The organism is Vibrio agarilyticus, assembly GCF_012641465.1.
Lineage (GTDB): Bacteria > Pseudomonadota > Gammaproteobacteria > Enterobacterales > Vibrionaceae > Vibrio > Vibrio agarilyticus.
This window is the reverse complement of record NZ_JABAIK010000022.1, coordinates 25,371-50,605: the sequence shown is the minus strand read 5'-3', so window position 1 is coordinate 50,605 and position 25,235 is coordinate 25,371. Positions and strand designations below refer to the sequence as shown.

The window sequence follows — 25,235 nt, the reverse complement described above, 5'->3', positions numbered from 1 at the left end:
AATATCGTGAAAAAAACAGTTTCAAAGACAACAAAATTGGTAGAGAGGTCAGATGAGCATTGGCGTAAGCTCTTATCACCGGAGGCTTACCACGTTTGTCGAGAGGGGGGAACCGAAGCCCCTTTTAGTGGCACACTGCTGCATAATAAATCCACTGGCGAGTACCTTTGTGCTTGCTGCCAAACGCCCCTGTTCGCCTCGGCGAATAAATACGATTCAGGCTGCGGATGGCCCAGTTTCGACGCGCCAATCACCCCCGATTCTATTCGCTATTTGGAAGACAAAAGCCATGGTATGCAGCGAATAGAGATTCGATGTGCACGCTGTGATTGCCACCTAGGTCACGTTTTTAACGATGGTCCAGCGACAACGGGGGAGCGTTATTGCGTCAACTCGGTGTCGTTAATTTTCAACAAAATTGATTAAACCATTTAAAAGAAAAAATAACTGACTGAGTTGACGCGTTCACCAACGTGACGTTAATCAAATTGTTCTGGTACCAATGCGGCATTGAAATTGCCTTGATTGAGCGCTTTGACCACCCGTTTGGCGATGTTATCAAGCTCATCGTATTTGGCGCTTTCAAAGCCATACAACAGATGCAGTTCTTGTTTGTCTGCGAGTGGCACATTGAAACTCTTAGCGACCATGGCCCAGATATAAGCACGCTCTTTATTGCGAAGCAGCTGGTTGGTGCTTGAGAGAGTTTGCAAAATTTCCGTATTGATCTGCTCTTTTGGACTGAGTTCTAAGGCTCGGTTAAGCAGCGTCAGTGTTTTGATGTGATCGCGCGATGTATAGAAGGTGGCCAAAGCGTATTGCAGTTCAGCCGTTTCTAGCTCGGGCTTTCCTTCGAGTTGCAAAAATTGGCGTTGAGCGTCACGATCGCCCAGTTGGCTCCAAAGGAAATAGAGCGCTTGCGGCGTTTTGTATTGCGTGAGGTCGCTTTGAATGCGATCCAGCTCTTCAATCGAATGCATCAGCGCGGCAAATCGCTTTTGTTTTAGCTCAGTTTGGTCGATGGGCGCAATTTGTGACGCGAGTTCGAGGCATTTACGATACTCAGAAACCAGGCGGTATTCTTCAATTTTGTTTTGATCGCTTGGGTTGTTTAACACATCATAACGATGCCAAATTAGGTCAGTACGCGGCTTGCGGCATTGGCCATCGTCAATATTGAGCAGCTCACAGCGCAAGGCTGGTGTTTCGTTACACAAAGCGTCCGTTGAGTTACTTTTGAAGCAGCCAGAGAGCAGTGGAATAGCAAAGAAAGGCAGTAACCGCAGCGCAGTCCATTGAGTTTGTTTCATAAGGTATGCTTGTGATCTATCACGATTAATTTACGACTTAACTTGACGAAAAATACAGCCAAGCTATTGTTTTTAAATTATTACTTTTTGGGAGCTATTATGAATCGCGAGCAGTTAATATCGTCAATTACCCCAACGGGGTATCAACGCCTGCTTTACGCCGTTGAAACGGGGCGCTGGCCAGAAGGCACATTGCTTACCGCCGAACAGCGCGACTCATGCATGCAAGCAGTGATGCTTTATCAATCGCAGCATAACGTAGATGCGCAGCACATGACAGTCTCAGCGGGCGGAGAAATATGTTTTAAATCAAAGAGTGAGCTAAAGCGAGAGTTCGGTTCCACAACCGATGAGATTGTTCGCGTTAATATTAATGATATACCCAAGTGATGGTTTTTAAACCGCACTTGGGTATCAATAACTAAAGCGTCATTTCACCACGCAAAACCTGCTGCATTTGTGCTTTCACCTGTTCATAACTGAGTGGCTGGCTGAGTAGAAAGTGCAGTTTGGCGAGCGCCGCTTCTGATGTCATATCAAATCCACTGATAACACCGGCATCGGCGAGAGCGCAACCGGTAGCGTAGCCACCCATGTTTACTTTTCCAGCCAAGCACTGGGTTAAATTGACGACGATGACACCACGTTCTGACGCGGCTTTTAGGTGGCTCAGGAGTTGTGGATTTTGTGGCGCATTGCCAACCCCAAATGTCAGTAAAATCATCGCATTTACCGGCTGTAGCAAGGTATTGCGTATCACTTCATGAGATATGCCCGGGTACATAGTGATAACGCCAATCGGTTGCGGCGTAATGTCGTGAACTTTAAATGCGCCTTTTGGCGTTTGGTCAACGGTCACACTCGGGTTGATTTGAATACTGATCCCCGCCTCCAGAAGTGGCGGCAAGTTGGGTGATGTGAAGGCGTTAAAGCCATCGGCGTGTGATTTGGTACTGCGATTACCACGCATGAGTTGATTATTAAAAAACAGCGTCACTTCGTTAATCGGGTAATTTGCCGCCAAATGCAACGCATTAAGCAGATTGGCTTGGCCATCGGAACGAAGCTCTGCTAAGGGAATTTGTGATCCGGTAATAATCACCGGTTTGCCTAAGTTTTCAAGCATAAACGACAGTGCTGAGGCGGTGTATGCCATGGTGTCGGTACCATGCAAAATCACAAAACCATCGTATTTCTCGTAATTATCACGAATGTCATTGGCAATCTGTTGCCAATCAGCCGGTGTCATATCGGCTGAGTCAATAAGCGGCGCGTATTCATGAATCGTGTAATGTGGCATTTCTGGACGATGGAACTCGGGCATTGCCGCAAGTTGCTGCTCCATAAATCCTGCGACAGGCACATAACCGTGTGCGGATTTTTGCATGCCAATGGTACCGCCAGTGTAAGCGATGTAGATGTGCTTTCGTGTCATGAACTCAGATTACCCAATTAAGGGCGCGCTGCCGCGCCCTCGAAAAGTTCATATTATGGAATTATTCGCTAGTGCAGGTCAAACAAAGTGAATAATGCCCTTTTGGATCATTAAATTGGCTCATTATATTAAGATCATGGCCAACTTGGTTGACGACAGGCTGCATTGATTTAGGCACTAATGCGCGAATGTCTAAACCCAGTGATGCGCGAACTTGGCTGGTAAATTCTTGTAAGAAGATTTCCGCTGGTGATAATGGTTCCTCCACCCAATATAGGTTGTAGCTTTCCAGTTTTGCCAGCTCAGCGGCAGTTTCAACCGCAGTATCAAAATCACCCAACATATCAACTAAGCCTAACTTGAGGGCATCTTCACCCGTCCAAACTTGCCCTTGGGCTAACTTATCGACTTGTTCGATGGAAAGTGCGCGCCCTTGAGAGACTAATTGAGTAAAACGCTGGTAGCCGTGCTCGATGCCGAGTTGAATCGCATCACTCATGCCGCTGGATAACCCTGTTGTCAGTCCTTGGCCTGAAAAAATCGTGGTGCCAACCCCATCAGAATTAATGCCTAGCGTTTTTAACCCTTTTTCAAAGGTGGTGATCACACTAAAAATGCCGATAGAGCCTGTTAACGTGGTGGGCTGAGCAATAATTTTGTCAGCATTCACTGAAATCCAATAGCCACCAGATGCAGCAACGCTGGACATGGAAACCACGACTGGCTTGCCCGCATTTCTGAGTGCCACGACTTCGTTACGAATCACTTCAGAAGCGAAGGCGCTGCCTCCTGGGCTATCGACACGCAGCACTACGGCTTTCACTCGGTCATCAAAGCGCGCTTCACGCAGTAATTTCGCCGTACTTTCACCCCCCACAGTCCCCCGTGGTTGATTACCATCCATGATAGCGCCGCTGGCGACAACAACCGCGATGTCACTGCCGTGCTGCTCAACGTTTGGCATCATCATGGGGCGATAGTCGTAGTAACTGATCTGGTTAAACCCATGTTGGCCATCGCTACCAAATTTTTCGATAAGTGCGTCGGTGACCTGTTCTTGACTGGCGAGTGAGTCAACCAGTTTAAGATTGAGTGCCAGTTGCGCGATATCGCCATTGACTGCTTTCAGTTCCGCGAGAAACTGCGCCATTGTGGGGTTTAAACTGGCCGCTTTGATCTGACGGTTAGTTGCGACATCGTCGACATAGGCCCCCCAAAGCTGATTAAGCCAGCGTGTGGCTGAGGCTCGAGCTTCATCTGACATATCGGTACGAATGAAAGGCTCAATTGCGGATTTGTAGCTACCAACACGAAATACGTGGGTCGTGACATCGAGCTTTTCTAATAGAGTTTTATAGTAGAGCGTGTATGCGCCATAACCTTTGATTAGCACGCCGCCATCGGGTGCCATGTAGATATGATCGGCATAGCTTGCAAGATAATATTGGCTTTGGCTGTAGAAGCCACCAACTGCAATGACGGTTTTGCCTGAGGCTTTAAATTCCTCAATTGCTTTGGCAATGTAGCGCAGTTTGGTTAAGTTCGTCTCCGACATATCTTTGAGCGATAGAACCAAACCCAGTATGTTGGGATCGTCGATGGCATGGCGAATGGTATCAACCACATCAAACATCACATTTTCTTTTGGTAGCTCGCCACCTAGCAGGGGACCTGTGATTGATTCCATTGGATCAACATACGTTCGCTGTTCGACAATAGGGCCACTTAAATCGAGCACCAGTGCTGAAGGCGTGGTCATGCCAACAGGGGCTTCCTCACCATGAAAGACTGCGAAATAAACCACCGCGAGAATGAGTAAAAATAGCAAATTGGCAAGCGCGACTCTAACAAAGGTTAGCGTTTTCCAAATTCCCTTAAAAATCATTCCGATAAAGCGAAATATCGTTTTCATTTTTTCTCCGTAATCCGTACACATGGTGCCTGTGTCGGCTGAGTGTCGGTAACACCCCAAAAACTAACAACTTTTCAAAGCTTACCACGCGATTCTAGCAGTTGGCATTCAATTTTGCGCTATGTTGCAAATATGTAAATGAACATTTGATTTTTCACCTTGCACTGAATAGTCTGGTCAGACCAGGATAGTAAATTCGAGCAGACTGCATAGAAGGAATCGCCATGGCCATCGCATACCCCCATCTGTTTCAACCTCTTGATCTTGGTTTTACTCAACTGCCAAATCGCATTTTAATGGGCTCAATGCATACTGGCCTAGAAGAGCACAAAGCGGGGCTGGGTGATTTAGCTGAGTTTTATGCTGAGCGCGCCCGTGCAGGGGTCGGCTTGATTGTGACTGGAGGGTTCTCGCCTAATTTGCGTGGTCGTCTGCACCCGATGAGCGCAGAATTTAGTAAGCCAAAGCACGCTAAAGCGCACCGTGTCGTGACGGAGGCGGTGCACCAACACGGTGGTAAAATTGCGTTGCAGATATTGCACGCAGGGCGCTATGCAATGCACCCATTTGCTCAAAGCGCCTCGCCAATGAAAGCGCCAATTGCGCGCTTTGCCCCGCATGAAATGACGCCAAAGCAGATTGAAAAAACCATTGCCGCTTTTGCTAATAGTGCCGAGCTGGCCCAGCTTGCCGGCTATGACGGTGTCGAGTTGATGGGATCGGAAGGCTATTTAATCAATCAATTTTTGTGTAAACGCACCAATATGCGCTACGACGACTGGGGCGGTAGCTATCAAAAGCGGATGCGATTTGCTTTGGCGGTGGTGCGCCAAGTGCGCCGCGCAGTCGGGCCCGAATTTATTATTATTTTCCGCCTCTCGATGCTTGATTTGGTGGAACAAGGCAGCACGCTAGACGATGTCATTGAACTTGCTCAAGCGTTAGAGCAAGAGGGCGTCACCTTACTTAATACGGGTATTGGATGGCATGAGGCGCGTGTCCCTACCATTGCAACTCAGGTGCCGCGTGGTGCTTTTAGCTGGGTGACAGAGAAAATTAAGCCTCATGTATCGATTCCGGTGATTGCGTGTAATCGAATTAACACACCCGAAGAGGGAGAGCGAATTTTGGCGTCGGGGCAGGCAGATATGATCTCGATGGCACGCCCCTTTTTGGCTGATCCTCAATTTGTTGAAAAAGCGCAGCGCGGAGAAGCGTCACTTATCAACACCTGCATTGGTTGTAACCAAGCGTGTTTGGATAACGTGTTTAAAGGGCGCCGCGCCAGTTGTTTGGTCAACCCACGCGCTTGCTATGAACGAAGTATGCCCATCATTCCAGCACTTGAGCCTAAAAGCATCGCCGTGGTTGGTGCAGGGCCTGCCGGACTGGCTTGTGCGACCACACTGGCCGAGCGTGGGCATCGTGTCGATTTGTTTGAAAAACAAGATAGGATCGGTGGGCAATTTCGTTTGGCAATGCAGATCCCAGGTAAAGGTGAATTTCGAGAAACGATTCGCTATTTTGCCAACCGAATCGACCAAACTGGGGTCAAATTACGCTTGGGCGAAGCAGCAGATCTGGCGCAACTGCAAGATTATGATGAAGTGATCATGGCCACAGGTGTGCAGCCGCGCGCCGTTGAGTTGAAAGTCACCGACGACACTGTGCCGATTTATGATTATCAGACTTTCATTCGAGAGCGGCCCGAGGTAGGAGAGCGTGTCGCGATTGTTGGCGCAGGTGGGGTGGGCGTTGATGTGGCAACGTTACTCACAGAGCCCAATGAGCAAACGCTTGATGATTGGCTGCACGAATGGGGCATTGACCGCAATTACACCAATCCGGGCGGATTATACCCTTATCCGAATATTCATTCCGAAAAAACCGTTTGGTTATTACAACGGCGTAAAGGACGTGTCGGTAAAGGGCCTGGCAAGACCACAGGTTGGATTCACCAGCGCGCTTTGCAAAAGCGGGGTGTGCATCTACTTGGGGGCGTGTCTTATTATGACATTGACGCTGACGGCTTTTCGATTCAGCGTGATGAGCATCTTGAACATCTGCCGATTCAGAGTGTGATTGTCTGCGCTGGGCAAGAGTCAGTTAGGCCATTCGAGGCGCAGTGGCAGCAATTGGGTGATAAACTTCACGTGATAGGTGGCGCAGATCATGCTGGTGAACTTGATGCCGCGCGCGCCATTAAGCAGGGTGTCGAATTAGGTTTGGCGCTGTAAGTTGAAACTGATGTCACAGGAGTGTACATGGATGCATTAGAATTATTACTTAACCGCCGCTCAATGGGTAAGCTCAAAGAGCCCGCACCCGAAGGTAAGGCGCTTGAAAATATCATTCGCGCGGGTTTGCGCGCGCCCGATCATGGTAATTTAACCCCGTGGAAATTTGTTATTGCGCAGGGAGACGGGCGCAAGAAACTGGCAGCGATTTTATTGGCTGCGGCGCAAAGTGATGACAGTGAAGCGGCGGTTCTTGAAAAAGCCAAGCACGCGCCTTTTCGCGCCCCGATGGTGATCACAGTAATAGCCAAGGTCAAATCACACCCCAAAGTCCCTGCTGTCGAGCAGCACTGGTCAGCCGCTTGCGCGGTAGAGGCGATGCAAATGGCCGCGGTGGCACAAGGGTTTCAAGGATTTTGGCGATCTGGCAATTGGATGTTTCACCCAAGTGTTCGCGAGGCATTTGGCGTGCAAGGAGACGATGAAATTGTTGGTTTCCTCTATTTAGGGACTCCAGAAACGACGCCAATGAGCCCACCAGAGCGCGATCTTTCTCAATTTGTTGAATTTTTATAGTGACAACTGGTTAAATATACAGTTTTGATGGCGTCGTTAAGGCTTTTTCGGTAAGGTGAGCGCAGTGTAACAGTGTGAGTTTTATGACGATGACCCGTCTCTTTATTGCCGAAAAACCCAGTTTAGGCCGAGCCATTGCTGCGGCGTTACCCGGCCCGAAAAAAAATGAAACGGGCTTTATTCAGTGTGGTGACGGCAACATTGTCACTTGGTGCATTGGGCATTTATTAGAGCAAGTTGAACCCGACGCGTACGATGAACGCTACAAGCGCTGGGATCTGGCTGATTTACCGATTGTGCCTCATCAATGGCAATTGCGACCGCGCAGCAGTGCCAGCAAACAATTGACCGTGGTGCGCAAGTTGCTTAAGCAAGCAACGCAAGTGATCCATGCAGGTGACCCTGACCGAGAAGGCCAATTGCTGGTGGATGAGGTGCTTGATTATTGCAAGCTCAGTCAAAGCAAAAAAAATGCCGCTCAACGATTGCTTATCAGTGACTTAAATTTGCCAGCCGTGAAGCGTGCTCTCGAGCAATTGCGCAGTAATCGGGATTTTATTCCGCTGTCGATCTCGGCGCTGGCTCGTTCTCGCGCCGATTGGCTCTATGGAATGAATATGTCACGGGCCTATACCTTATTGGGAAAAAAAGCGGGCTATCAAGGCGTGTTGTCTGTTGGCCGAGTACAAACCCCCGTTTTAGGACTGGTGGTGCGTCGTGATGAAGAAATAGAGGCGTTTATTGCAAAAGACTATTTTACCCTTGACGCGTTATTGCCTTATACCCCGCCATCTGCCGCAGCCGATGCTTCCCCAATAGAGATCCGCGCGCGCTGGAAGCCAAGTGAAGCGTGTCGACCATGGCAAGATGAGGAAGGTCGAGTTCTAAATTTAAAGTTGGTTGAAAATGTAGCGGCACGAATAAAAGGTCAGCCTGCAGTGGTGACCGAAGCCGAGCACAAACAGACGCCACAAAGCGCGCCATTGCCTTATTCGCTCTCTGCTTTGCAAATCGATGCTTCCAAGCGTTTTTCAATGAGCGCCCAGCAAGTGTTAGACGTCTGCCAATCTCTGTATGAAAAACATAAGCTGATTACTTACCCACGCTCTGATTGCCGCTATCTTCCCAACGACCACTTTGCTCAAGCCCGTGATGTGAGTAACGCCATAGCCCATAATGCAGATGCTTTAGCCTCGGCAGTCAGTGGCGCGAACTTGAGTTTACGCTCAAAAGCATGGAACGACAGTAAAGTCGATGCGCACCATGCCATCATCCCTACGCCGAAGACGCTGAGTTCAGCGGTTCTTTCTTCCTACGAGTTGAATATTTATCAGTTAATTGCGCGCCAATATCTGATCCAGTTTTACCCCAAAGCGATTTATGCCGACGCTAAATTGGTTTTTGATATTGCAGGTGGCGTATTCGTGGCCAAAGGGCGGCAATTAATCGAACCCGGTTGGCGAGCACTACTCGGCAAACAGGCACGTCAGGAAGAAGATGGCGTAGACAGTGTGCCTCCTTTAGCAAAAGGAACCACGTTAACGTGCCGTGAAGGGGCGATCCGCGCGCGAAAAACTGAGCCGCCAAAACCATTCTCCGAGGCGACTTTGTTGCAAGCAATGACCGGAATCGCACGCTATGTTCATGATAAAGGTCTAAAATCGATATTACGCGAAACAGACGGCTTGGGCACGGAGGCAACTCGCGCGGGAATTTTAGATACATTATTTAAACGTCAGTTACTGCAGCGTCAGGGCAAAAGCATTATCAGTTCCGCTGCGGGAAGAGGGCTGATTCATGCGCTTCCTCAAGAGGCGAGTTATCCTGATATGACGGCGCAATGGGAGCACCAATTACAAGGAATGGCAGAGCGCGACCAACCCTATCAACCTTTTATGCAGGCGCTAGAAGCGCAAATTACGCAGTTAATCAATACGGTAAAACAGGGGCCTGTACCCGACGCTTTGCGAGCGTTGCCGCCAGTTGAGAAAGCCGTATTTAAGCGCAAGGGCGCAAGTGGACGCCGCCGCTCTCAAGCCAAATCATTCCCGAGTAAGGGGCGTGGCAAAGGTTCGAACCCGTAACGAGCAGTAGGGAATTGAACACGTGTAAGGAAGTCAATATAAGGAAATTAACATGTTGAAATGGATCATAACGATGTTTACCGCACTCTCTTTCAATGCGATGGGTCAAACCAGCGACTACTTTGTGAATGGGAGTCCCTATCAAGGGTACTATCTTGATGCTGGTGAGAAAGCGCCATTGGTTGTTATTGTGCATGACTGGGATGGCTTGACCAACTACGAGAAAACTCGCGCAGCCATGCTCAATGAGCAAGGTTATAGTGTGTTTGCGGTTGATCTTTACGGCAAAGGCGTTCGGCCACAAAAGCTCGAAGACAAACGAGCAATGACCCAAGCACTATATAAAGACCGTGTCAAAATGCGGGCGCTAATGGCGGCAAGTCTTGAGCATGCGGTGACCTTAGGCGGCAATCGCAATAATGCCGCGGTTGTAGGTTATTGCTTTGGTGGTGCAGTTGCACTAGAAATGGCACGTGCTGGTGTCCCAATGCAGAGCTTTATCAGTTTTCATGGTGGGTTAAAAACCCCTGAAGGGCAAAGTTACACGGACACGTCCGGCGAAGTGGTGATATTTCACGGAACCGCGGATAAAGCGGTGCCCATGACAGATTTCGCTCTATTAGCTCAGGAGCTTGAAAAGGCGGGTATTGTTCATGAAATGGCAACCTACAGCGGTGCACCTCATGCATTTTCAGTGATTGGTTCTCCGCGCTACCATGAACAAGCCGATAAAAAATCGTGGCAACGTTTTTCGGCGTATCTCAAGGAAACACTGGTGCCTGACGCTGACGTGACCCCGCCATCCTCTTAACGACGACAGCGGTTGATTACAGCCAGCGCGGGCATGATTAATCAAACAAATCCTCATTGCCTTTAATCGCATCATTGACTTCATGGTGGGTAAGCGAACGCTTGCCCAACTGCTGTTTGACTTGATGACCAAGCTCGACCAAGGTGCTACGGTTGGATTGAGTCTGTCGTTTTCCTGCACTGCGTAAACAGTAGTTCAGTTCATACTCTTCATTGAAGTTGACCAGATCTTTATCTGCCATGGCGATGCTCCTTCTGCATTATCACGCTTCTTAATTCTGATCTGGTCTGAAAGCTTTACAAGTTGAGCTAGACTGGGATGGCGTGAAGTCTTGGATTTGATACTAAGACGTACTGGCATCGCGGTTATTCGCCAACGGCGTGCGCTGCGTAATCCAAACCATGATCGCGCTAAGTGAGCAAAGAAGTAACATTGACCAAAACGCACCATCGAGTCCCCATTGCTGCGCAGTCATTCCTGCAATTAAATAAGTGATGAGCCACCAAAAATGCGTGAGCGAAAAGTGGGCCGCAAAGTATGCACTGGCATCATGTTTGTCTGCGGCTTTTTGAATGATGAGGCCAGAGGTTGTTTGAATTAATGACATACCGACCCCCAGCGCTACTGACACCACAGCAAAGCCAAACCAACTCGGTAGTTGCGCGCCAAGCACGAGCGCCATCCCGATAATGCTAATCCCCAACAGATGAAATCGATTCGGCGTGCGATCACGCAGCCATGTTGGTAATTTCAGCGCTGTGGCGATGGAGCCTATGCCGACAAGTAACATCGCAACCGCCGTTTCACGCTCATCGCCATGCAGGACTTGGTGAACGTAAACCACGGTATTGACCAGAACCATTGCACTGGCTGCCGCTACCGCAAGGTAAGCAAACCAAAGTGAGCGAAGTTGACGCTGTTTGAGATAATCAGATAGCCCTGCGGTCAATTTGCGAGTGTGGGTGGGTGCTTGAGGACTGGAATTAGTGGGCTTCGAACCAGGAAGTCGACACGACATAATCAGCAATCCGGAGAGTAAAAATGTTGCGGCGTCAAACGCAAAAAGGGTGCGAAAGCTGAGCCAGCCGAGAAGTAAGGCGGTTAAGATCGGGCTGATAATTTGCTCACAATCATAGGCAATTCGGCTAAAAGAGAGTGCCTTGGCGTAATCTTCCGAGCGGGTGACCACCTGTGGCAAAGTCGCTTGATACAGTGGCGTAAAGGCGGCAGAGCAAAGATTAATCAGAACAATGAGTAGGTAGACCTGCCAAACCGCATTGACCAATGGCAGTGCTAAAAATGTCATGGCGCGCAGTAGGTCGAGTGTCACTAAAGTAGGTCGCTTGGGCCAATGTTGAACCCATTGCGTAATGAGCGGTGCAAAGACGATATAAGTGATCATCTTTAGCGCAAATACCGTCGCAAGTACACGACTGGCATCGTCTCCCGCTAAATCATACGCTAATAACGCAAGGCAGACAGAGCTCATTCCTGTCCCAATAAGTGAAATGACTTGCGCGCTAAATAAGCGAGTGTATGTGTGATTAGCCCACAGTGACGTTGAAAACTGATCGGAAAGCATACTGATATTCCTAGGTTAAATCAGCCTTTAGCATAGCGACGTATTAATAATCAGTGAAATCGAATGGATTTATATTCGTTATCGATTTCATTAATTATATATACCCAAACAACTTGAAGATGCAGGTAGGCGACCAGCGAACAAAGCCTCTGAGCATAGATGAGCTATGTGATGAGGTTTGTGAGTGCCCGTCAACACCGCTGCAACTTCAAATAGGACGGGTATAGAGTAAAAAGTGGGGCATGGACGAAACATCAATGGGCAGTACGTGGATCTCAAGTAACGGTTGACGTGAAATCGGCGCCATTGAAACGAGGCCATCACCACCTTCGTATTGCTTAGTTAAGTGACATGGTGATGGCGACTGTTCAGTCAATGGTAGGAAAAATAACGGTATGATTTTTAGAGATTTTAATCTGAGGGCTAACCAACCGTTTCAACGTCGGCCGCAAGGGAGATAACGCCGCGACGACGCAGAATATAAGCGCGAATATGGTCATACGCAAAGTTATAAACAAAGGCGTAGCAAGTAATAAAAATGGTGACGCTAATATCCATCAAAAAGGCTTGCCACAATGACACATTGAGCAAAATCGCCATCACCGGAATGGTGACAAACAGCAATCCGGCTTCAAACAGTAACACATGGATGATACGCGTCTTAATGCTTCGCTCGGTTTTCTCCCCAGGAACAAAACGGTCAAAACCCCAATTGAAAACGTAGTTCCACATCATTGCTATGGTTGCGACAACTATCATTGTTCCTGATAGTGCGCTTACTTGATGGTCGGTGAACAGGGCCAGTCCAATAACCGAACAGGTGATCGCGAGTGCTTCAAATAATACCGCGTGAAAGACACGCTCGATTGGTTTCATATAAACTCCAAAACAGCGTATAGTGTGGCAACAAAGTGGCGCACTGTACGTTTAATATCAAAAATAGTGGCGGCTATTATCGAGATCTCTAAATGAAAACCAAACTAACAGCTATCACATAATGTGATGGTATGAGTGCTAAAGTCGACTATGTACAGTATTGAGCAGTTAAAAATATTTGTTGAAGTATGCCAAAGTGGCTCGTTCTCTGCGGCGGCACGGCGATTAAATCGCGCCCAGTCTGGCGTGAGCCAAGCGATTGCAAATTTAGAAATTGCGATTGATCAAACGTTATTCAGCCGCGAGAAAAACCGACCACAGTTAACCGAAAGCGGTCAGGCGCTACTGCCCATTGCGCAGGCGATTTTGCAGCAAGCACACTACTTCGACCAAAAAATTGAAGCGTTGAGGCAAGACGCTGAGCACGAGTTGGTTATTGCGGTAGATGAAAGTTTGCCCACAAGTGAGTTTCTGCGTGAAATTGGTGCATTATCGACACGTTTTCCGACCACAAACATTGAGGTTTTGAGCGTTTCGACTTTTGACATCCCCACATTGATTCGGCAAGGGCGGGCCCAAATCGGGATCGTCTACGCGACGGGTGAATTGCTTCCGGATATGGACTTTTATCTGTTAGGGCAAACGCGGTTTCTAACGATTGCAGCGCCTGAGCATCCGTTGGCGCAATTAGCCACCGTTCGCGATAACGATCTTAAGCGTTATCGTCAGTGCGTTCATCGCAGCCTGGATAAAGAAGAACTGTGGTTTACCTACGGAATCAGTACTGAACTGTGGTATGCCAACCGACATGAGACGCTGGTCGAATGGGTCAAGCAAAAGGTGGGTTGGGCCAATGTGCCAGAGAGTTTGGTTCGAGCTGCGCTTGTTGATGGGTCGCTCGTGGCTTTACCAGTTAGTCATGAAAAAAGTGGCTGGTTGACCAGTGTGGGTTGTGTTGTGTCGCGGCGTCATCATCCTGGGCCTGCGTTAAGTGCAGTACTCGGATGTGTGCAAGCGCACCTGTTTACACTAACGTAATATCAAGGCGCTGCGAGATTTGATGATAAAAAAGCACCACATCGTGTGGTGCTTTTAATCAGTGAGTGCATTATATAACGTTGCCTTGCGGGCGAGAGCGCGTCTTACAAATCGATCGCGACGGCCATCGCTGGCGTGTTTTTATGCTCGTTACTGTAATAGGGTTTGTTGCTGTTTGCCGCATTTTCATCTTTAGTGATGGCTGAGCCATACACCCAGTAACGACCGTCAACGTCAGCGTCTTTAATCAGACCAAGCGGTTTGTTACCAAGACCAAGGTTAACCCCATTTTCTTGGCTGTATTGGAACCAATCCATTAACTCACCATGCTCGTTTTTCGCTTTGATGTCAGAGCGACGTTTGCCTTCGCCAATTACTTGAGCCTGGCTCACGCTAAGGTGTGCCTCGGTCTGGTTTTGGCACGCGCTGTTGCAAGAAGGCTCGCTTTCAGCTTTCATTGTCCAGTAAACAGGAATACGATCGCCGTCATTCAAAAAGTAATCGGCCTTTTCAAAGGTCACTTTTTGTTTTGCTTCGATAAAACCTACGATCACGTTATCAACGATATCGGTTACCACGACTTTAAACATGTGGCGGCCGTTGTGTTTAACAAAGCTTGGTGCATGAAGTTGTGCATTTTTTGCAGGAACATACGTTCCGTTAATGTTCACGTAAAGTGCTGGAACATCAAAGTTTTTGTAACGACCTTCTGCGTCGACTACCGTCTCGTGAAACAGCGCGGCATGACCAATGCTAGCAGGTTGTGCTCGCTTATAGGTTTCGTTCGCGATGTCAAAAGGCAGGTCGAAACTTTGCACAAATTCATTGCTGCCTGTGGCACGAACTTTTGCATTGGTAGTGTACTGCGCAAGTTCCTCACGGCTGTATTGAAGCGGCGTGAGCAGATCAGCAAATGATGCCTGCGATTGTGAGAACTGAAGTGTTTCGTTGAATTTCTTGTTCTTACCGTTTTCTTTGGTGTACTTTGCGTGCACATCAATAATCACGGTCACGTCACGATTGGGGGTGTTATCCATGTGACGGATTGAACCATTAACTTGGGTTGGGTAAAAAGTCAAATCAGCAGCAACGCTGCTTAGGGAGAAGAGCGCAGTTGCGCTTAAAGCCAATAAACGGATTTTCATAGTCTAAGTCGCCTAGTGAAGCACATCAAACACTAAACTCAGTAATGCAGCCCAGACTTTCGTCTGCTGTCACTTTGCGTCCCCACCTCACGATGGGTTTGCCCTTAGAGCGGATCGCGAGGATTCTATTGATTTATGGAAGTAAGTTCAAACTTTTTGATTTTATTTTATCTGATTTTATTCTTTTTCATCTTAGTGCTTTACTGTGACTTTCTAAAATGTTAGGCGTTCGCTATGTCGAATGGGCTTGCGCTCACAAGCCTATCTGCATCATCAAGTAGTTTGGGTATAGGTATAAGTGTTCAAGTCAAGCGGATACAATTGCTCAAGTTCCCCTAGAGGCTGTGGTCGACTAAAGTAATAGCCTTGCAGTAAATCTAAGTCTGATCCGCTTAAAAGCGCGATTTGCTCTGCGGTCTCAACCCCTTCGGCAACGACACGATAGCCGAGGCTTTTTCCCATTGAAATCATCGTAGAAACAAACTCTAGATGAGATTGATCTTGAGTGATATCGCCAATAAAGGAGCGATCAATTTTCACTTCATCCAGGGGCAGTTTTTTAAGTAGTGACAGCGAGGAAAAACCGGTACCAAAATCGTCAAGTGCAATATGAATGCCCGCATTGCGTAACGCTTCTAATGACTGCACACATAAGTCGTAATCGCTGATTGCCGCAGTTTCTGTAATTTCGATGCAAAATCGCTCTGGTGGCAGTGCATAACGGTGAATGGTTTGAATTACCTCATCGGCAAACTGCGCTTGGACGAGCTGTTTGGCACTGATATTTACCGCGACTCGGTGTAATGATTGCAGCCACGCAGAATGTTGCATGTCTTGACAGACTCGGTTGAGAATATAGTCGCCAAGTTTGCCCATAAGTCCGGCACTTTCAGCAACTTGAATGAACTGGCTTGGTGGCACTGACCCCAAGGTGGCAGACTCCCAGCGAGCCAAAGCTTCAACTGAAATGATTTGTTGTGTCTGGCTGCAGCATTGTGGCTGGTAAAATACCGTGATTTCATCTTTGGTCAGTGCCTGATTAAGATGATGCTCAATTTGCACCAAGCTTTGTGAACCGATGGCCATCGTGTCGTTATAATGCAGCACTTTTTGCGCGCCAGATTGCTTTGCTCGGTACATCGCAATGTCGGCTTTTTTGACCAATTCTGCGGCATCGCTACCATCATAAGGATAAAATGCGATGCCAAGGCAGCCCTGACTGACTAATTCTATCTCTTCATGAATCATTGGTGTTTTGGTTGCTTGAAGAATGGCCTGTGCAATATCACTGGACTCGTCATTATTTTGGGCGTTACAGAAAAACAAAAATTCGTCGCCTCCCAATCGAGCAATCGTATGTGATGAGGGCAAAATATTTTGCAGTTGATTGGCAATATGACAGAGCAGCGCGTCACCGACATGGTGGCCAAACGAGTCATTGATGATCTTAAAACGATTCAGATCCATTAGCATCACTGCCCGTGGTACCCCTGGAGAGCGGCGAATATGCTCGGCGATTTCTTCCATGATTTTGCGCCGATTGGCGACGCCGGTGAGCGAGTCAAAATAGGCCATATGGTGAATTTTGGCGGCACTTTCACGCTGCTGAGTCACATCGGTCATCGAGCCGATAAAGCGCACTGCTTGGTCGGCACTATTTCGCACCGCCGAGCCGTTGGCTTGAACCCAAATATAAGATTTATCGTGTTTTCGAATACGAAATTCGGTTTTGAAGGGCGTCTTATCAACTAAATGGGAGCGAATACATTCTTCCAGTTTATTAATGTCGTCGGGGTGAATGAAATGAAATAATCTATCACAATGGATTTGACGTTTACGTGATAAAAATTTATTGCCGAGCATATCAACTAAACGGCTATTCCAGCGAAGTTGATTCGTTAATAAATTCCAATCCCAGATTCCATCATTCGAGCTATTTGATACGACTTTAAGTTGCTGCAATAGCGCCTGGGAGTTCTTTTGCCGCAGGGTACTGGTATGGAGCAGGGCATCGCGTTCAATAAACAGCGATAGCATGTCTAAATAATTGCTAAATACCGACTGAGTGCCAATATTTTGCACATCAAACAGCGAATCGACCACTGCGACTAATTGCCATTGCTGTTTTTGCCCTGTCGCGATAGGCATTAAGGTGGCGACGAAATGTGCGTTACTGTCAAGATACGGAAAATCACGTACATCGCCTTCTGGTGCACTCTCTTTTGGGGGGGATGATGGGCAAGTCATGCCTTGCTCAACCCAACTTTCTACTTCATAGCGCTCTTTAGTACAACTGGCCAAACATGCCCAATCGAGATTATTTCCATACAAACTTTGCGCGTCTAAAATCGAGCTGAACCCGTTTTGGGCTTGCGAGTAAAAGCTTTCAAAGATTTCAACTGGCGAGCGCCCATCCACATTTAGCAGGGTATGGCGCACCGAGTCCGGTGATTCTTTGGTTTCTAATGCTGGGTCACTGTTACCACACGATTGGCGAATGACCAGCTTTTGTGGGATTTGGATGATGTCGGCGCAATAGGGTGCGCCGTCAATGCGGGCGATAGCACGCTGAAACGCATCGGTGGCTAGCGTTTCAAGCTGTTGGTCAACCGTGGTGAGAGGTGGCTGAATTTGCTGACCGAAAAACACGTTATCAATGCCGACCACTGCAACTTGGTTTGGGATCTCAAGGCCCAAATGTTTGAACTGCTCTACCATACCAATGGCGTTTTGATCCGTTGCGCAGATAATCGCAGAGCACTGTGAGCGCCGTTCAATGAACTTCATCGCGGCTTCTCGCCCACCAGCGAGTGAGCAGTTACTTACCGAAAAAAAGTCAGTGGCATCAAATCGACCACGGTGTTTAATCACAGTATGCTGAAAGGCTTTGAAGCGAGCGCGAACATCATTGATGGATAAGTCACCACAAAAGCCAATTTGTTGATGACCTTGTTCTAAAAGCCATTGGTATAGAGCCGTCACACCATCGCTCTGGACACTGACGAATTGTTCTACTTTTAGCGGGGAATAACTCGCACCTAATGACAACACAGGAATATTTTTGCTGATCGCAAGTTCGACCAATTGATACGATGCGGCGTGGAGTACCACAATTAACGCGTCAAGATGATTAAGTGCAATCGGTAAATCAAAATCACGGCGGTGGCCACTGCGAATAAAAACCAAATTAACGCCACGCTCTTTTGCCATTTGGCGCAGCGTAGCGTTGAGCTCTCCCATATAAAACCCACTTAACATCGGTAAAATAACCCCGATGGTGGGTCTGTTATTCAAAGTTTGTATTTTCATTACATTGGCAGCCGAGTTTTGCTCAAAAATAGCCTCTATTATTGTTGTGATGAATTTGCACCAAAGATAGCTATCTAGGGTGTAAATCAAAGTTAGAGTGAGGCCTTGATTCCAGTAACCATACTGACCTAAAAAATGAAAAAAAAGATCAAATTGCTAGAAATGATAATGAACGCACGTTTGGATTAAACCAGATTGGGAATTGTAGAAGGTAAGTTAACTTAGCCCAAAGAAAAGGTTAATGTGTTTATATCCTTTCCACTTGAAGCCGCAGGGCTTTTCACATAGTTCGTTTATGTTCACGAAGTGCTCAGAGGCTTTGTTCGTTTGCCGCCTAACTGCAACGCCACGTTGTTTGGGTATCGCTCACAAAGGGCGACATCAAGTGCCACAGAAAGTTTGGTAGGGGCTAAAGCTTGCGGGCGCCGGTTTAGCAAAATCCTCACAATCTTGCTTTTCGATAAACGGCTGTGTGACTAAAGCAAGCAACTGTTTAAAAGGCGCAAAATCATTTGAGGTTTCTGCCGCAAAGATGGCCTGTTCAACCAGATGGTTACGTGGAATGTAAATGGGGTTGTGGTTGTCCATCAACGTGCTGCGATCGTTTATGCTCATTGGGTTTTGTGCCAGCCTTTGCAGCCAACGAGCATGCCATGCTGAGCAGTCGTTCAACCAAAGTTGATTGGGGGTTGAGCTTGAATCGGCAGTAAAAAGTGGCGTTAGGGCGGAGAGGTCATTATTCAAGGTACGCGCTAAAGCGCGAAAACCCTGAGTAAAGTCAATTTGGTGTGCTTCAAACAGCTGAAGTAGATCGTGAGCCAATTTTGCATCGTCATTATGAGCGTCAGTAAGCCCAAGCTTTATGCGCATTTGCTTAACCCATTGCGTTTGATAGGAAGGCATAAATTGGTGCACGACATCGGTAGCAAGATCAATTGCTTGCGCTTCGTCTTGGTCTATCAGTGGTAACAGCGTTTCGGCCAGTCGAGCTAAATTCCACTGAGCGATATATGGCTGGTTTTTATAGGCATAGCGCCCTTCGGAATCGATTGAGCTAAAAACCGTATCAGGATCATAGCGGTCGATGAAGGCGCACGGACCATAATCGATGGTTTCTCCCGATACTGCGGTATTGTCGGTATTCATCACGCCGTGAATAAAACCAATGCATTGCCACGCTGCAACTAAAGCCGCTTGACGCTCAGCGATGAGTGATAACAGCGTCAAGTAGGGCCTCTTTGCGTCGCGCGCGTTTGGGTAGTGGCGCGCAATAACATAATCTGCCAACTGGCGCAGGTGATTGAGTTCGCCTTGATGGGCAAAAAACTGGAAAGTCCCGACACGAATATGACTTGCTGCGGTGCGCGTTAAAATGGCGCCGATGCTGAATTGGTCTAGTGCTTGCCTACGGATAATGCGCTCTCCGGTGGTCACTGCCGCAAGCGCGCGAGTTGTCGGCACGCCGAGCGCATGCATTGCTTCGCTGACAAGGTATTCTCTGAGTACCGGACCTAGCGCTGCTTTACCGTCACCTGAGCGAGAAAATGCGGTGCGGCCAGATCCTTTGAGTTGAATGTCATAACGCGCACCATCACGATTGAACGCTTCGCCGATGAGTAGCGCGCGGCCATCGCCTAATTGCGGCGTGTAGTGGCCAAACTGGTGTCCAGCGTAAGCAAGTGCAATCGGGTTGGCTCCCTTTGGCAATGCGTTGCCCGAAAAACAGTGCGCCAGCGCCTCTTCATCGGCATTGTTAAGCTGAATATTTAATTCGCCCGCGAGACGGTGATTAAAGGCAATTAATTGAGGATCAGGAGCCTCATCAGGACGCTGATTTTGATAAAAACCAAAGAGCTGAGTGGCGTAGCTGTGGTCGAAGTCAATGCCAATGTCAATGGTTTTGCCGTGGGTGGAACGGTTCGAGTGTGATTCGCTTTGGCTCATGGCGCTTGTTCGATAATTAACATTTTGTTTACCATAACGATCGGCGGCAAGAAGTACAACAGCAGGGGCAAAAATAAAAAATGCCCAGAGTTTTTACCCCAGGCATGAATTATTTTTCTCAATCGTTAACACTAAATCAATGAGTCAAGCAGTCGGCAGGCGAGCTGCCATTGCGCGGCCAAAGCGTGGTCGTATCACTGAAGTTCAGTGGTAACCAATCGACCCCTTTTGACAACTCTCTTGGGGGCAAGTCTTCTTCTAGAACGTACATCCCCATTTGAATCGCATTTTCACCTGCGTGTAATGTAACTTGCTGCGCTGCTAGGTCGGTATAGTGCAGGCCAAACATGTCAAAATAAGGGCGCCAATCTTTTTGGGTATAGAAGCTAAGTGCGACCAACATAAAGTCATTGCCCGGCATCGATGTGATGTTTTTACCTTCGCCGTATACACCCGCATTGGTGTAATCAAATAAACTAAAGCCTAATTTTGTTCGATGCTCATTCCAAAGTGCTTCGGTTTTAGCGTACTTGCCGAAAATGCGATCATGCAGATACATTAAAGTGTAAATGTGATACCCCATATCAAGTGGCTTGCCTGCGATCTCAAATTGTTCAATCTGTAATAGCAACTGAATATAAAAGCCCATGCGATAGCTGTTATGCACCGCATACGCATTGCTCTGCCAAGGGGCGACAAAACGACTGATACCATCTGGGTAAACAGTGCAAGAGCGGTCAAACAACACACGACTGCCAGAGCTGTCAGTGAGGTTTAAAATATCCGACATCACCACATTAAAAACATCTTTATGATTCATGTGAGAGTCTTTAATCGTAGTGGTTTTACCGTCGCGAATGTAATGGCTTTTCCAAAGTACATAATAGGGGAAGATATTGACCGAGTTTTCTGTCGCTCGACCTTCATATTTGTGCCATTGGTTTTTATTGCGCTCTTCTGCAAACGCGACATTAAGACGATGAGTTTGCAGATTGTGTCCAAGCTCGTGATTATCGAGCCAACCGGTTGGCGTGATATTGGTGCCTGAATCCCAAGGGTTACCGGCGCAGCCAAACCCACATTGCGCGTTTTGATCGTAGTTGGCGTGTTGAATGTTGGTTCTGACGTGCAGCGTGTCATCCACGCAATCATCGCCAAATAAGCCAGTACAGATAGATGAGACATCGCTTGGTAACGTTTCTACTAATGACTGTCCTGGTAACTTGTAGCCAGCAAGGGTGTATAAATTTCCAATGTGATCCGTTTTAATGCCGCGCAATAAATCGGCAACCGTAGGGTAAGCTTCACCTAGTGCGCCCATAAAACGGTCGCGACGCAAATGCTGCTCAGCCCCCGCATTTTTTAAGTCAACGTGAGGGATTTCTGTTTCGTTTAAAATTCGTTCAAAGTTAGTGAGCTGAGCGGGATCACCAAAGTCCAATACCGCAGGGTGTTTCGCAATACCTGTGGCACTGATGTCAACTTGCATGTCGCCATTAGATATCTTGATGTAAATTGGTGCGCCGTATGGTGTCGAAAAGGTCACGCTGCCTTGAGCTGGGATCTTAAGACGCTCGGTGGTTAACTCAATCGGCGCTCGATAAATATTATTTTCAAAGACACGATTGGTCTTATCCCGCGCATAATGCAACTTCACATAAGCTTGACTGTCACTGTTATCGTGGCGCGTGATAGTGACCTTTTGGCCTGGTAACGCGTACCATCCAGTGGATGTCCATTGCCCGCTATAGGGTACTGACACCTGTTGTCTTTCACTGGTGAGCTCAGGATAAGCATAATGTGCCATATTTCCTTTGGTAACGAGCGCTTTGTCAATAATGTATTCACCAAGGTCGGGTTGAGCTTGATTGTTCGCACGTGTATAGCTGACCACCCAATCGGCAAACAGCGCTTGCTGCCACTCTTGTTGTTCATCAAAGTGGATTGGGTAGTCAATTTGTTGGCGGAATTTATCGGCGATCAATAACCCAATTTTAAGTGGTGAGAACGCATCATCAGCAAACGGATCGACGCCCAGTCCATCCGCGTAAATAGCACTGGTTCGATACCAATCTGCACCCGCTTTAAACACTTCGACAAATGGCGCTTCGGTACAGAGTAAGAAGTTAAGGTTACAGGGCTCTAAGCTTGATGGTTCAAATTCACCGGTTGCTAGGCGAACGAGCAGCTGTGAGGCGTTACTTAGCTCAGTTGGGAAAATATAGGGTGCCTGAGTATCAAAATTTGCGATCTTATGTTTGGACCAATAATTATTATGAATAACAAGCCCCATATCATCGATTAGTGGTGCCAAAAGTTCACTGTATTCGCCACGTGAATAGTTAACCAACATAACCGCAATGCCTTGCTGTTTTGCATAGGTTATTGCTGGTTCAATCTCGGCGTAAGTTGTTCCGCTGTCTCGATGTGACAATATGAGAATGTCAGGCTGTTGCGTTTGAAGGCATCCAAGCAATGCAGTGCCATCACACTCTCTTGCAGGATGGGTATGATATTGACCAGAAAGATTCTCATCTAACCAGATTTTCAGTTGTTCATTATGCTGAAACCAATAACTGTCGCTTGCACTGCTAAGATGTGCGGTGACGATAGAAAGTTGAGCTTTGACGTCATTAAGCGGTTTGTTGCTCAGCCAACCGAGTAAGTTTTTACCAAATTGATCCAGTGGACCAGTGCGGTTATGCACAAATAAGTTAGCGCCAAGATAGGCGTATTTTTGATTCCCTTCGGAGCCAGCAAAGACGAGCCCCTCTTTGGAAGGCTCGCCAGCACCATTGTTAGTAGAGTTAAGAGCTGCAAAGGTTTGACTTGGGCGCAAGTTGCGTGCATAGGCACTGTCATGGGTTGGGTCCCATGTTAGAGGTACAGATATTCCATGATAGAGCTGCTCAAGCAAGGCTTGGTGGCTAACGCCAATATGGTTAAAAAGCGTTTGTCCATAGTGGGTTAACTCTTCCAAACTGGCTTGGTTATGATCGCCTGTTTGTAAGGCGACTTTGGCGTTATGTTCAAATTGTGCTTCAATTTGGCAATCTGTAATAACGTTGGTGACATGGTATTCCAACCCGTTAAGCACGCCGCCACACCCTTGAACAGAAACGAGTTGGTGGCTCGCGTTTGGCGTGAGCGTAAACGTCGCGTTAAGCCCTTCAACAACCTCGCGTTCAGTCGGTGAAATAGCCCCTTCACCATTCACGCTTGTCGAGACACGATGGCGTGTTGCAATGACGTCAAGTGTAATTGGTGTTTGGTCGCTTAAGCTGCCATCACTGACACTGATGGCAAAGGTATGCTGGCCTTCGTGCTCCCACGATGGCGTTGCAACTAGCGTACTGCCTTCCAAGGTGACCCATTCGGGATGATCAATCAGTTGATAGGTTAGGGCATCACCATCAGCATCAGACGCGCGAATCTCGGTATGCGTTGGGCTGTGCGCAGATGCGGTAATTGGGGCAACTGGTTCGATAACCGGGGCGTGGTTGACTGCATCTGGGTCAACGGGGGTCATCGGTAAAGCGACTTGCACTGATATAGGGCTGGTTGCAGTAAGGCTGCCATCTGAAACCGAGATTTGGAATTGATGTTGACCAGCATTGCTGCGATTAGGCGTTAGCGTTAATTGATTGCCACTGAGCGAGGCCCAGCTAGGTTGGTTTACCAAAGCGTAAGTCAATGGGTCGCCATCGAGATCGCTGGCGTTTATTGTGCTGGTTAAGCTGCGTTCTGCTACTGCAGTGATTGAGGCTATTGGTTCGATAACCGGGGCATGGTTGACTGCATCTGGGTCAATGGGGGTCATCGGTAGCGCTACTTGCACTGATATAGGGCTGGTTGCGGTAAGGCTGCCATCTGAAACCGTGATTTGGAATTGATGTTGACCAGCATTGCTGCGATTAGGCGTTAGCGTTAATTGATTGCCACTGAGCGAGGCCCAGCTAGGTTGGTTTACCAAAGTGTAAGTCAATGGATCGCCATCAAGATCGCTGGCATTTATTGTGTTGGTTATGGTGCTATCAACTAATACAGTGATGGGCGTGATTGTTTCAATAATAGGGGCGGAGTTTAAAGGTGTCGTGGTGTAGCTTTCAGAATCAAAGCAACCATTTACCAATAATATCGCAGGCAGAAAAATGATTTTTTTCATTGAATTTCGTTGAATTAAAGTGAGCAGTAAACTTGACTCACATGGTGGATGGCTTGGGTAATGATTGTGTAACGCAGGTTTGTCTCAATGAGAAAATGGCCCTTTTCGTTTGGCGCGATGATAACGAGACTATGAGAAATAAGTAAATAGCGTCATTTTAGAAAGTTTTTAAAAAGAGCTAGTTAGTCTGATTATCTGTTCAAACCGAGAGTTTTCTAAAAATATTTTTTAATTTTCGCGCAACTGGAAGCGTTTGATATCTGAAGGTGTTTAAATAATCACCAATTGACGGTAATGAAAAAGCAACCGCTTTATGGTGTAAAAGAGATATATAACAACGGATTAAATTAATGCACGAAAGTACGGTGGTTGTGTAGGCGGTATCGCCGTAAAGGAAGGATGGGTCTTTTGGCATGTTTGAGCCATTAGATTATTCAACTGACCGTTATCATTAGTCTAAGTCAATTGTGAGTTTTCAACACGAAAAAGCCGCTGTAAATACAGCGGCTTCTCTGAATGTGGCGGAGAGATAGGGATTTGAACCCTAGGTGCGCTATTAACGCACGCCGGTTTTCAAGACCGGTGCTTTCAACCACTCAGCCATCTCTCCGTTATAGCGCGCATTGTAGAAGGTGGATGCGAGTTTGTAAAGCCCTTAAAGTTTAAATGGTTAAACCTTATTCAGTGCGTATGGTGTGCTGCGAAGTTAGGGTAAATAAGTGCGTGAGAGAAGGGGGCCTCGGTTTAGCTTGAGAGTCATCGCTATCGCTGATGAATAGGCAAGAAAAAAGCCATGTCTTGCGACATGGCT

General features: G+C 47.5%; 17 protein-coding genes, 1 tRNA gene and 1 riboswitch. Of the genes, 7 read left to right on the top strand and 11 right to left on the bottom strand.

What is annotated here, in order from left to right:
• Positions 1 to 6 precede the first annotated feature (6 nt).
• A complete protein-coding gene (gene msrB / locus HGP28_RS16805) occupies positions 7 to 426 on the top strand; it encodes a peptide-methionine (R)-S-oxide reductase MsrB (protein WP_439333867.1) in 420 nt (139 codons plus the stop codon).
• Positions 427 to 479: 53 nt separating this feature from the next.
• Here the strand turns inward: msrB and HGP28_RS16800 are convergent, their stop codons facing one another.
• Positions 480 to 1,310 carry a DUF2989 domain-containing protein gene (locus tag HGP28_RS16800; RefSeq protein ID WP_168837615.1) on the bottom strand — a complete coding sequence of 277 codons (831 nt, stop codon included), beginning with the start codon at positions 1,308 to 1,310 and terminating at the stop codon, positions 480 to 482.
• Between the two features lie 99 nt (positions 1,311 to 1,409).
• Here HGP28_RS16800 and HGP28_RS16795 point away from each other — a divergent pair, with 99 nt between their 5' ends.
• Entirely contained in the window at positions 1,410 to 1,700 is a 291-nt protein-coding gene (locus tag HGP28_RS16795; RefSeq protein ID WP_168837614.1) for a YeaC family protein, read from the top strand.
• A gap of 31 nt (positions 1,701 to 1,731) precedes the next feature.
• On the opposite strand, the gene ansA is transcribed toward HGP28_RS16795, so the two are convergent.
• Both ansA and sppA read right to left on the bottom strand, forming a co-directional pair.
• Positions 1,732 to 2,745 (bottom strand): asparaginase, encoded by a 1,014-nt coding sequence (gene ansA, locus HGP28_RS16790; RefSeq protein ID WP_168837613.1) that lies wholly within the window; start codon positions 2,743 to 2,745, stop codon positions 1,732 to 1,734.
• A gap of 61 nt (positions 2,746 to 2,806) precedes the next feature.
• Positions 2,807 to 4,657 (bottom strand): signal peptide peptidase SppA, encoded by a 1,851-nt coding sequence (sppA, locus tag HGP28_RS16785; RefSeq protein WP_168837612.1) that lies wholly within the window; start codon positions 4,655 to 4,657, stop codon positions 2,807 to 2,809.
• 224 nt (positions 4,658 to 4,881) lie between these two features.
• Here sppA and HGP28_RS16780 point away from each other — a divergent pair, with 224 nt between their 5' ends.
• The 4 genes from HGP28_RS16780 (at position 4,882) to HGP28_RS16765 (ending at position 10,365) form a co-directional block, all read left to right on the top strand.
• Complete coding sequence (locus HGP28_RS16780) at positions 4,882 to 6,894, top strand: NADPH-dependent 2,4-dienoyl-CoA reductase (protein WP_168837611.1); 2,013 nt, start codon at positions 4,882 to 4,884, stop codon at positions 6,892 to 6,894.
• Between the two features lie 27 nt (positions 6,895 to 6,921).
• Complete coding sequence (locus HGP28_RS16775; protein WP_168837610.1) at positions 6,922 to 7,470, top strand: NAD(P)H nitroreductase; 549 nt, start codon at positions 6,922 to 6,924, stop codon at positions 7,468 to 7,470.
• Between the two features lie 89 nt (positions 7,471 to 7,559).
• Positions 7,560 to 9,554 (top strand): DNA topoisomerase III, encoded by a 1,995-nt coding sequence (locus HGP28_RS16770; RefSeq protein WP_168837634.1) that lies wholly within the window; start codon positions 7,560 to 7,562, stop codon positions 9,552 to 9,554.
• 52 nt (positions 9,555 to 9,606) lie between these two features.
• Positions 9,607 to 10,365 carry a dienelactone hydrolase family protein gene (locus tag HGP28_RS16765; protein WP_168837609.1) on the top strand — a complete coding sequence of 253 codons (759 nt, stop codon included), beginning with the start codon at positions 9,607 to 9,609 and terminating at the stop codon, positions 10,363 to 10,365.
• Between the two features lie 37 nt (positions 10,366 to 10,402).
• On the opposite strand, the gene HGP28_RS16760 is transcribed toward HGP28_RS16765, so the two are convergent.
• The 3 genes from HGP28_RS16760 to HGP28_RS16750 form a co-directional block, all read right to left on the bottom strand.
• Positions 10,403 to 10,606, bottom strand: a complete 204-nt coding sequence (locus HGP28_RS16760) for a hypothetical protein (RefSeq protein WP_168837608.1) — start codon at positions 10,604 to 10,606, stop codon at positions 10,403 to 10,405.
• Between the two features lie 102 nt (positions 10,607 to 10,708).
• Entirely contained in the window at positions 10,709 to 11,947 is a 1,239-nt protein-coding gene (locus HGP28_RS16755; RefSeq protein ID WP_168837607.1) for an MFS transporter, read from the bottom strand.
• 423 nt (positions 11,948 to 12,370) lie between these two features.
• Positions 12,371 to 12,823: a PACE efflux transporter gene (locus HGP28_RS16750; RefSeq protein WP_168837606.1), complete on the bottom strand. Its 453-nt coding sequence runs from the start codon at positions 12,821 to 12,823 to the stop codon at positions 12,371 to 12,373.
• A 150-nt stretch (positions 12,824 to 12,973) separates the two neighbouring features.
• Between HGP28_RS16750 and HGP28_RS16745 the strand changes: the two genes are divergently transcribed.
• Positions 12,974 to 13,861 (top strand): LysR family transcriptional regulator, encoded by an 888-nt coding sequence (locus HGP28_RS16745; RefSeq protein WP_168837633.1) that lies wholly within the window; start codon positions 12,974 to 12,976, stop codon positions 13,859 to 13,861.
• A gap of 104 nt (positions 13,862 to 13,965) precedes the next feature.
• On the opposite strand, the gene HGP28_RS16740 is transcribed toward HGP28_RS16745, so the two are convergent.
• From HGP28_RS16740 to HGP28_RS16720, 5 genes are all read right to left on the bottom strand, one after another.
• Positions 13,966 to 15,006 carry a hypothetical protein gene (locus HGP28_RS16740; protein ID WP_168837605.1) on the bottom strand — a complete coding sequence of 347 codons (1,041 nt, stop codon included), beginning with the start codon at positions 15,004 to 15,006 and terminating at the stop codon, positions 13,966 to 13,968.
• 37 nt (positions 15,007 to 15,043) lie between these two features.
• Positions 15,044 to 15,119: riboswitch (cyclic di-GMP riboswitch) on the bottom strand.
• A gap of 160 nt (positions 15,120 to 15,279) precedes the next feature.
• A complete protein-coding gene (locus HGP28_RS16735) occupies positions 15,280 to 18,315 on the bottom strand; it encodes an EAL domain-containing protein (RefSeq protein ID WP_168837604.1) in 3,036 nt (1,011 codons plus the stop codon).
• A gap of 381 nt (positions 18,316 to 18,696) precedes the next feature.
• Positions 18,697 to 20,259 (bottom strand): protein adenylyltransferase SelO, encoded by a 1,563-nt coding sequence (locus tag HGP28_RS16730; protein ID WP_168837603.1) that lies wholly within the window; start codon positions 20,257 to 20,259, stop codon positions 18,697 to 18,699.
• Positions 20,260 to 20,395: 136 nt separating this feature from the next.
• A complete protein-coding gene (locus HGP28_RS16725; protein ID WP_168837602.1) occupies positions 20,396 to 24,424 on the bottom strand; it encodes an ImpA family metalloprotease in 4,029 nt (1,342 codons plus the stop codon).
• 519 nt (positions 24,425 to 24,943) lie between these two features.
• Positions 24,944 to 25,034, bottom strand: a tRNA-Ser gene (locus HGP28_RS16720).
• Positions 25,035 to 25,235 lie beyond the last annotated feature (201 nt).

What these genes read in the sequence shown, in the direction of transcription:
- HGP28_RS16800 (WP_168837615.1), bottom strand. Translation starts at nt 1,310, where the DNA reads ATGAAACAAACTCAATGGACTGCGCTGCGGTTACTGCCTTTCTTTGCT.
- HGP28_RS16795 (WP_168837614.1), top strand. Translation starts at nt 1,410, where the DNA reads ATGAATCGCGAGCAGTTAATATCGTCAATTACCCCAACGGGGTATCAA.
- ansA (WP_168837613.1), bottom strand. Translation starts at nt 2,745, where the DNA reads ATGACACGAAAGCACATCTACATCGCTTACACTGGCGGTACCATTGGC.
- sppA (WP_168837612.1), bottom strand. Translation starts at nt 4,657, where the DNA reads ATGAAAACGATATTTCGCTTTATCGGAATGATTTTTAAGGGAATTTGG.
- HGP28_RS16780 (WP_168837611.1), top strand. Translation starts at nt 4,882, where the DNA reads ATGGCCATCGCATACCCCCATCTGTTTCAACCTCTTGATCTTGGTTTT.
- HGP28_RS16775 (WP_168837610.1), top strand. Translation starts at nt 6,922, where the DNA reads ATGGATGCATTAGAATTATTACTTAACCGCCGCTCAATGGGTAAGCTC.
- HGP28_RS16770 (WP_168837634.1), top strand. Translation starts at nt 7,560, where the DNA reads ATGACCCGTCTCTTTATTGCCGAAAAACCCAGTTTAGGCCGAGCCATT.
- HGP28_RS16765 (WP_168837609.1), top strand. Translation starts at nt 9,607, where the DNA reads ATGTTGAAATGGATCATAACGATGTTTACCGCACTCTCTTTCAATGCG.
- HGP28_RS16760 (WP_168837608.1), bottom strand. Translation starts at nt 10,606, where the DNA reads ATGGCAGATAAAGATCTGGTCAACTTCAATGAAGAGTATGAACTGAAC.
- HGP28_RS16755 (WP_168837607.1), bottom strand. Translation starts at nt 11,947, where the DNA reads ATGCTTTCCGATCAGTTTTCAACGTCACTGTGGGCTAATCACACATAC.
- HGP28_RS16750 (WP_168837606.1), bottom strand. Translation starts at nt 12,823, where the DNA reads ATGAAACCAATCGAGCGTGTCTTTCACGCGGTATTATTTGAAGCACTC.
- HGP28_RS16745 (WP_168837633.1), top strand. Translation starts at nt 12,974, where the DNA reads ATGTACAGTATTGAGCAGTTAAAAATATTTGTTGAAGTATGCCAAAGT.
- HGP28_RS16740 (WP_168837605.1), bottom strand. Translation starts at nt 15,006, where the DNA reads ATGAAAATCCGTTTATTGGCTTTAAGCGCAACTGCGCTCTTCTCCCTA.
- HGP28_RS16735 (WP_168837604.1), bottom strand. Translation starts at nt 18,315, where the DNA reads ATGAAAATACAAACTTTGAATAACAGACCCACCATCGGGGTTATTTTA.
- HGP28_RS16730 (WP_168837603.1), bottom strand. Translation starts at nt 20,259, where the DNA reads ATGAGCCAAAGCGAATCACACTCGAACCGTTCCACCCACGGCAAAACC.
- HGP28_RS16725 (WP_168837602.1), bottom strand. Translation starts at nt 24,424, where the DNA reads ATGAAAAAAATCATTTTTCTGCCTGCGATATTATTGGTAAATGGTTGC.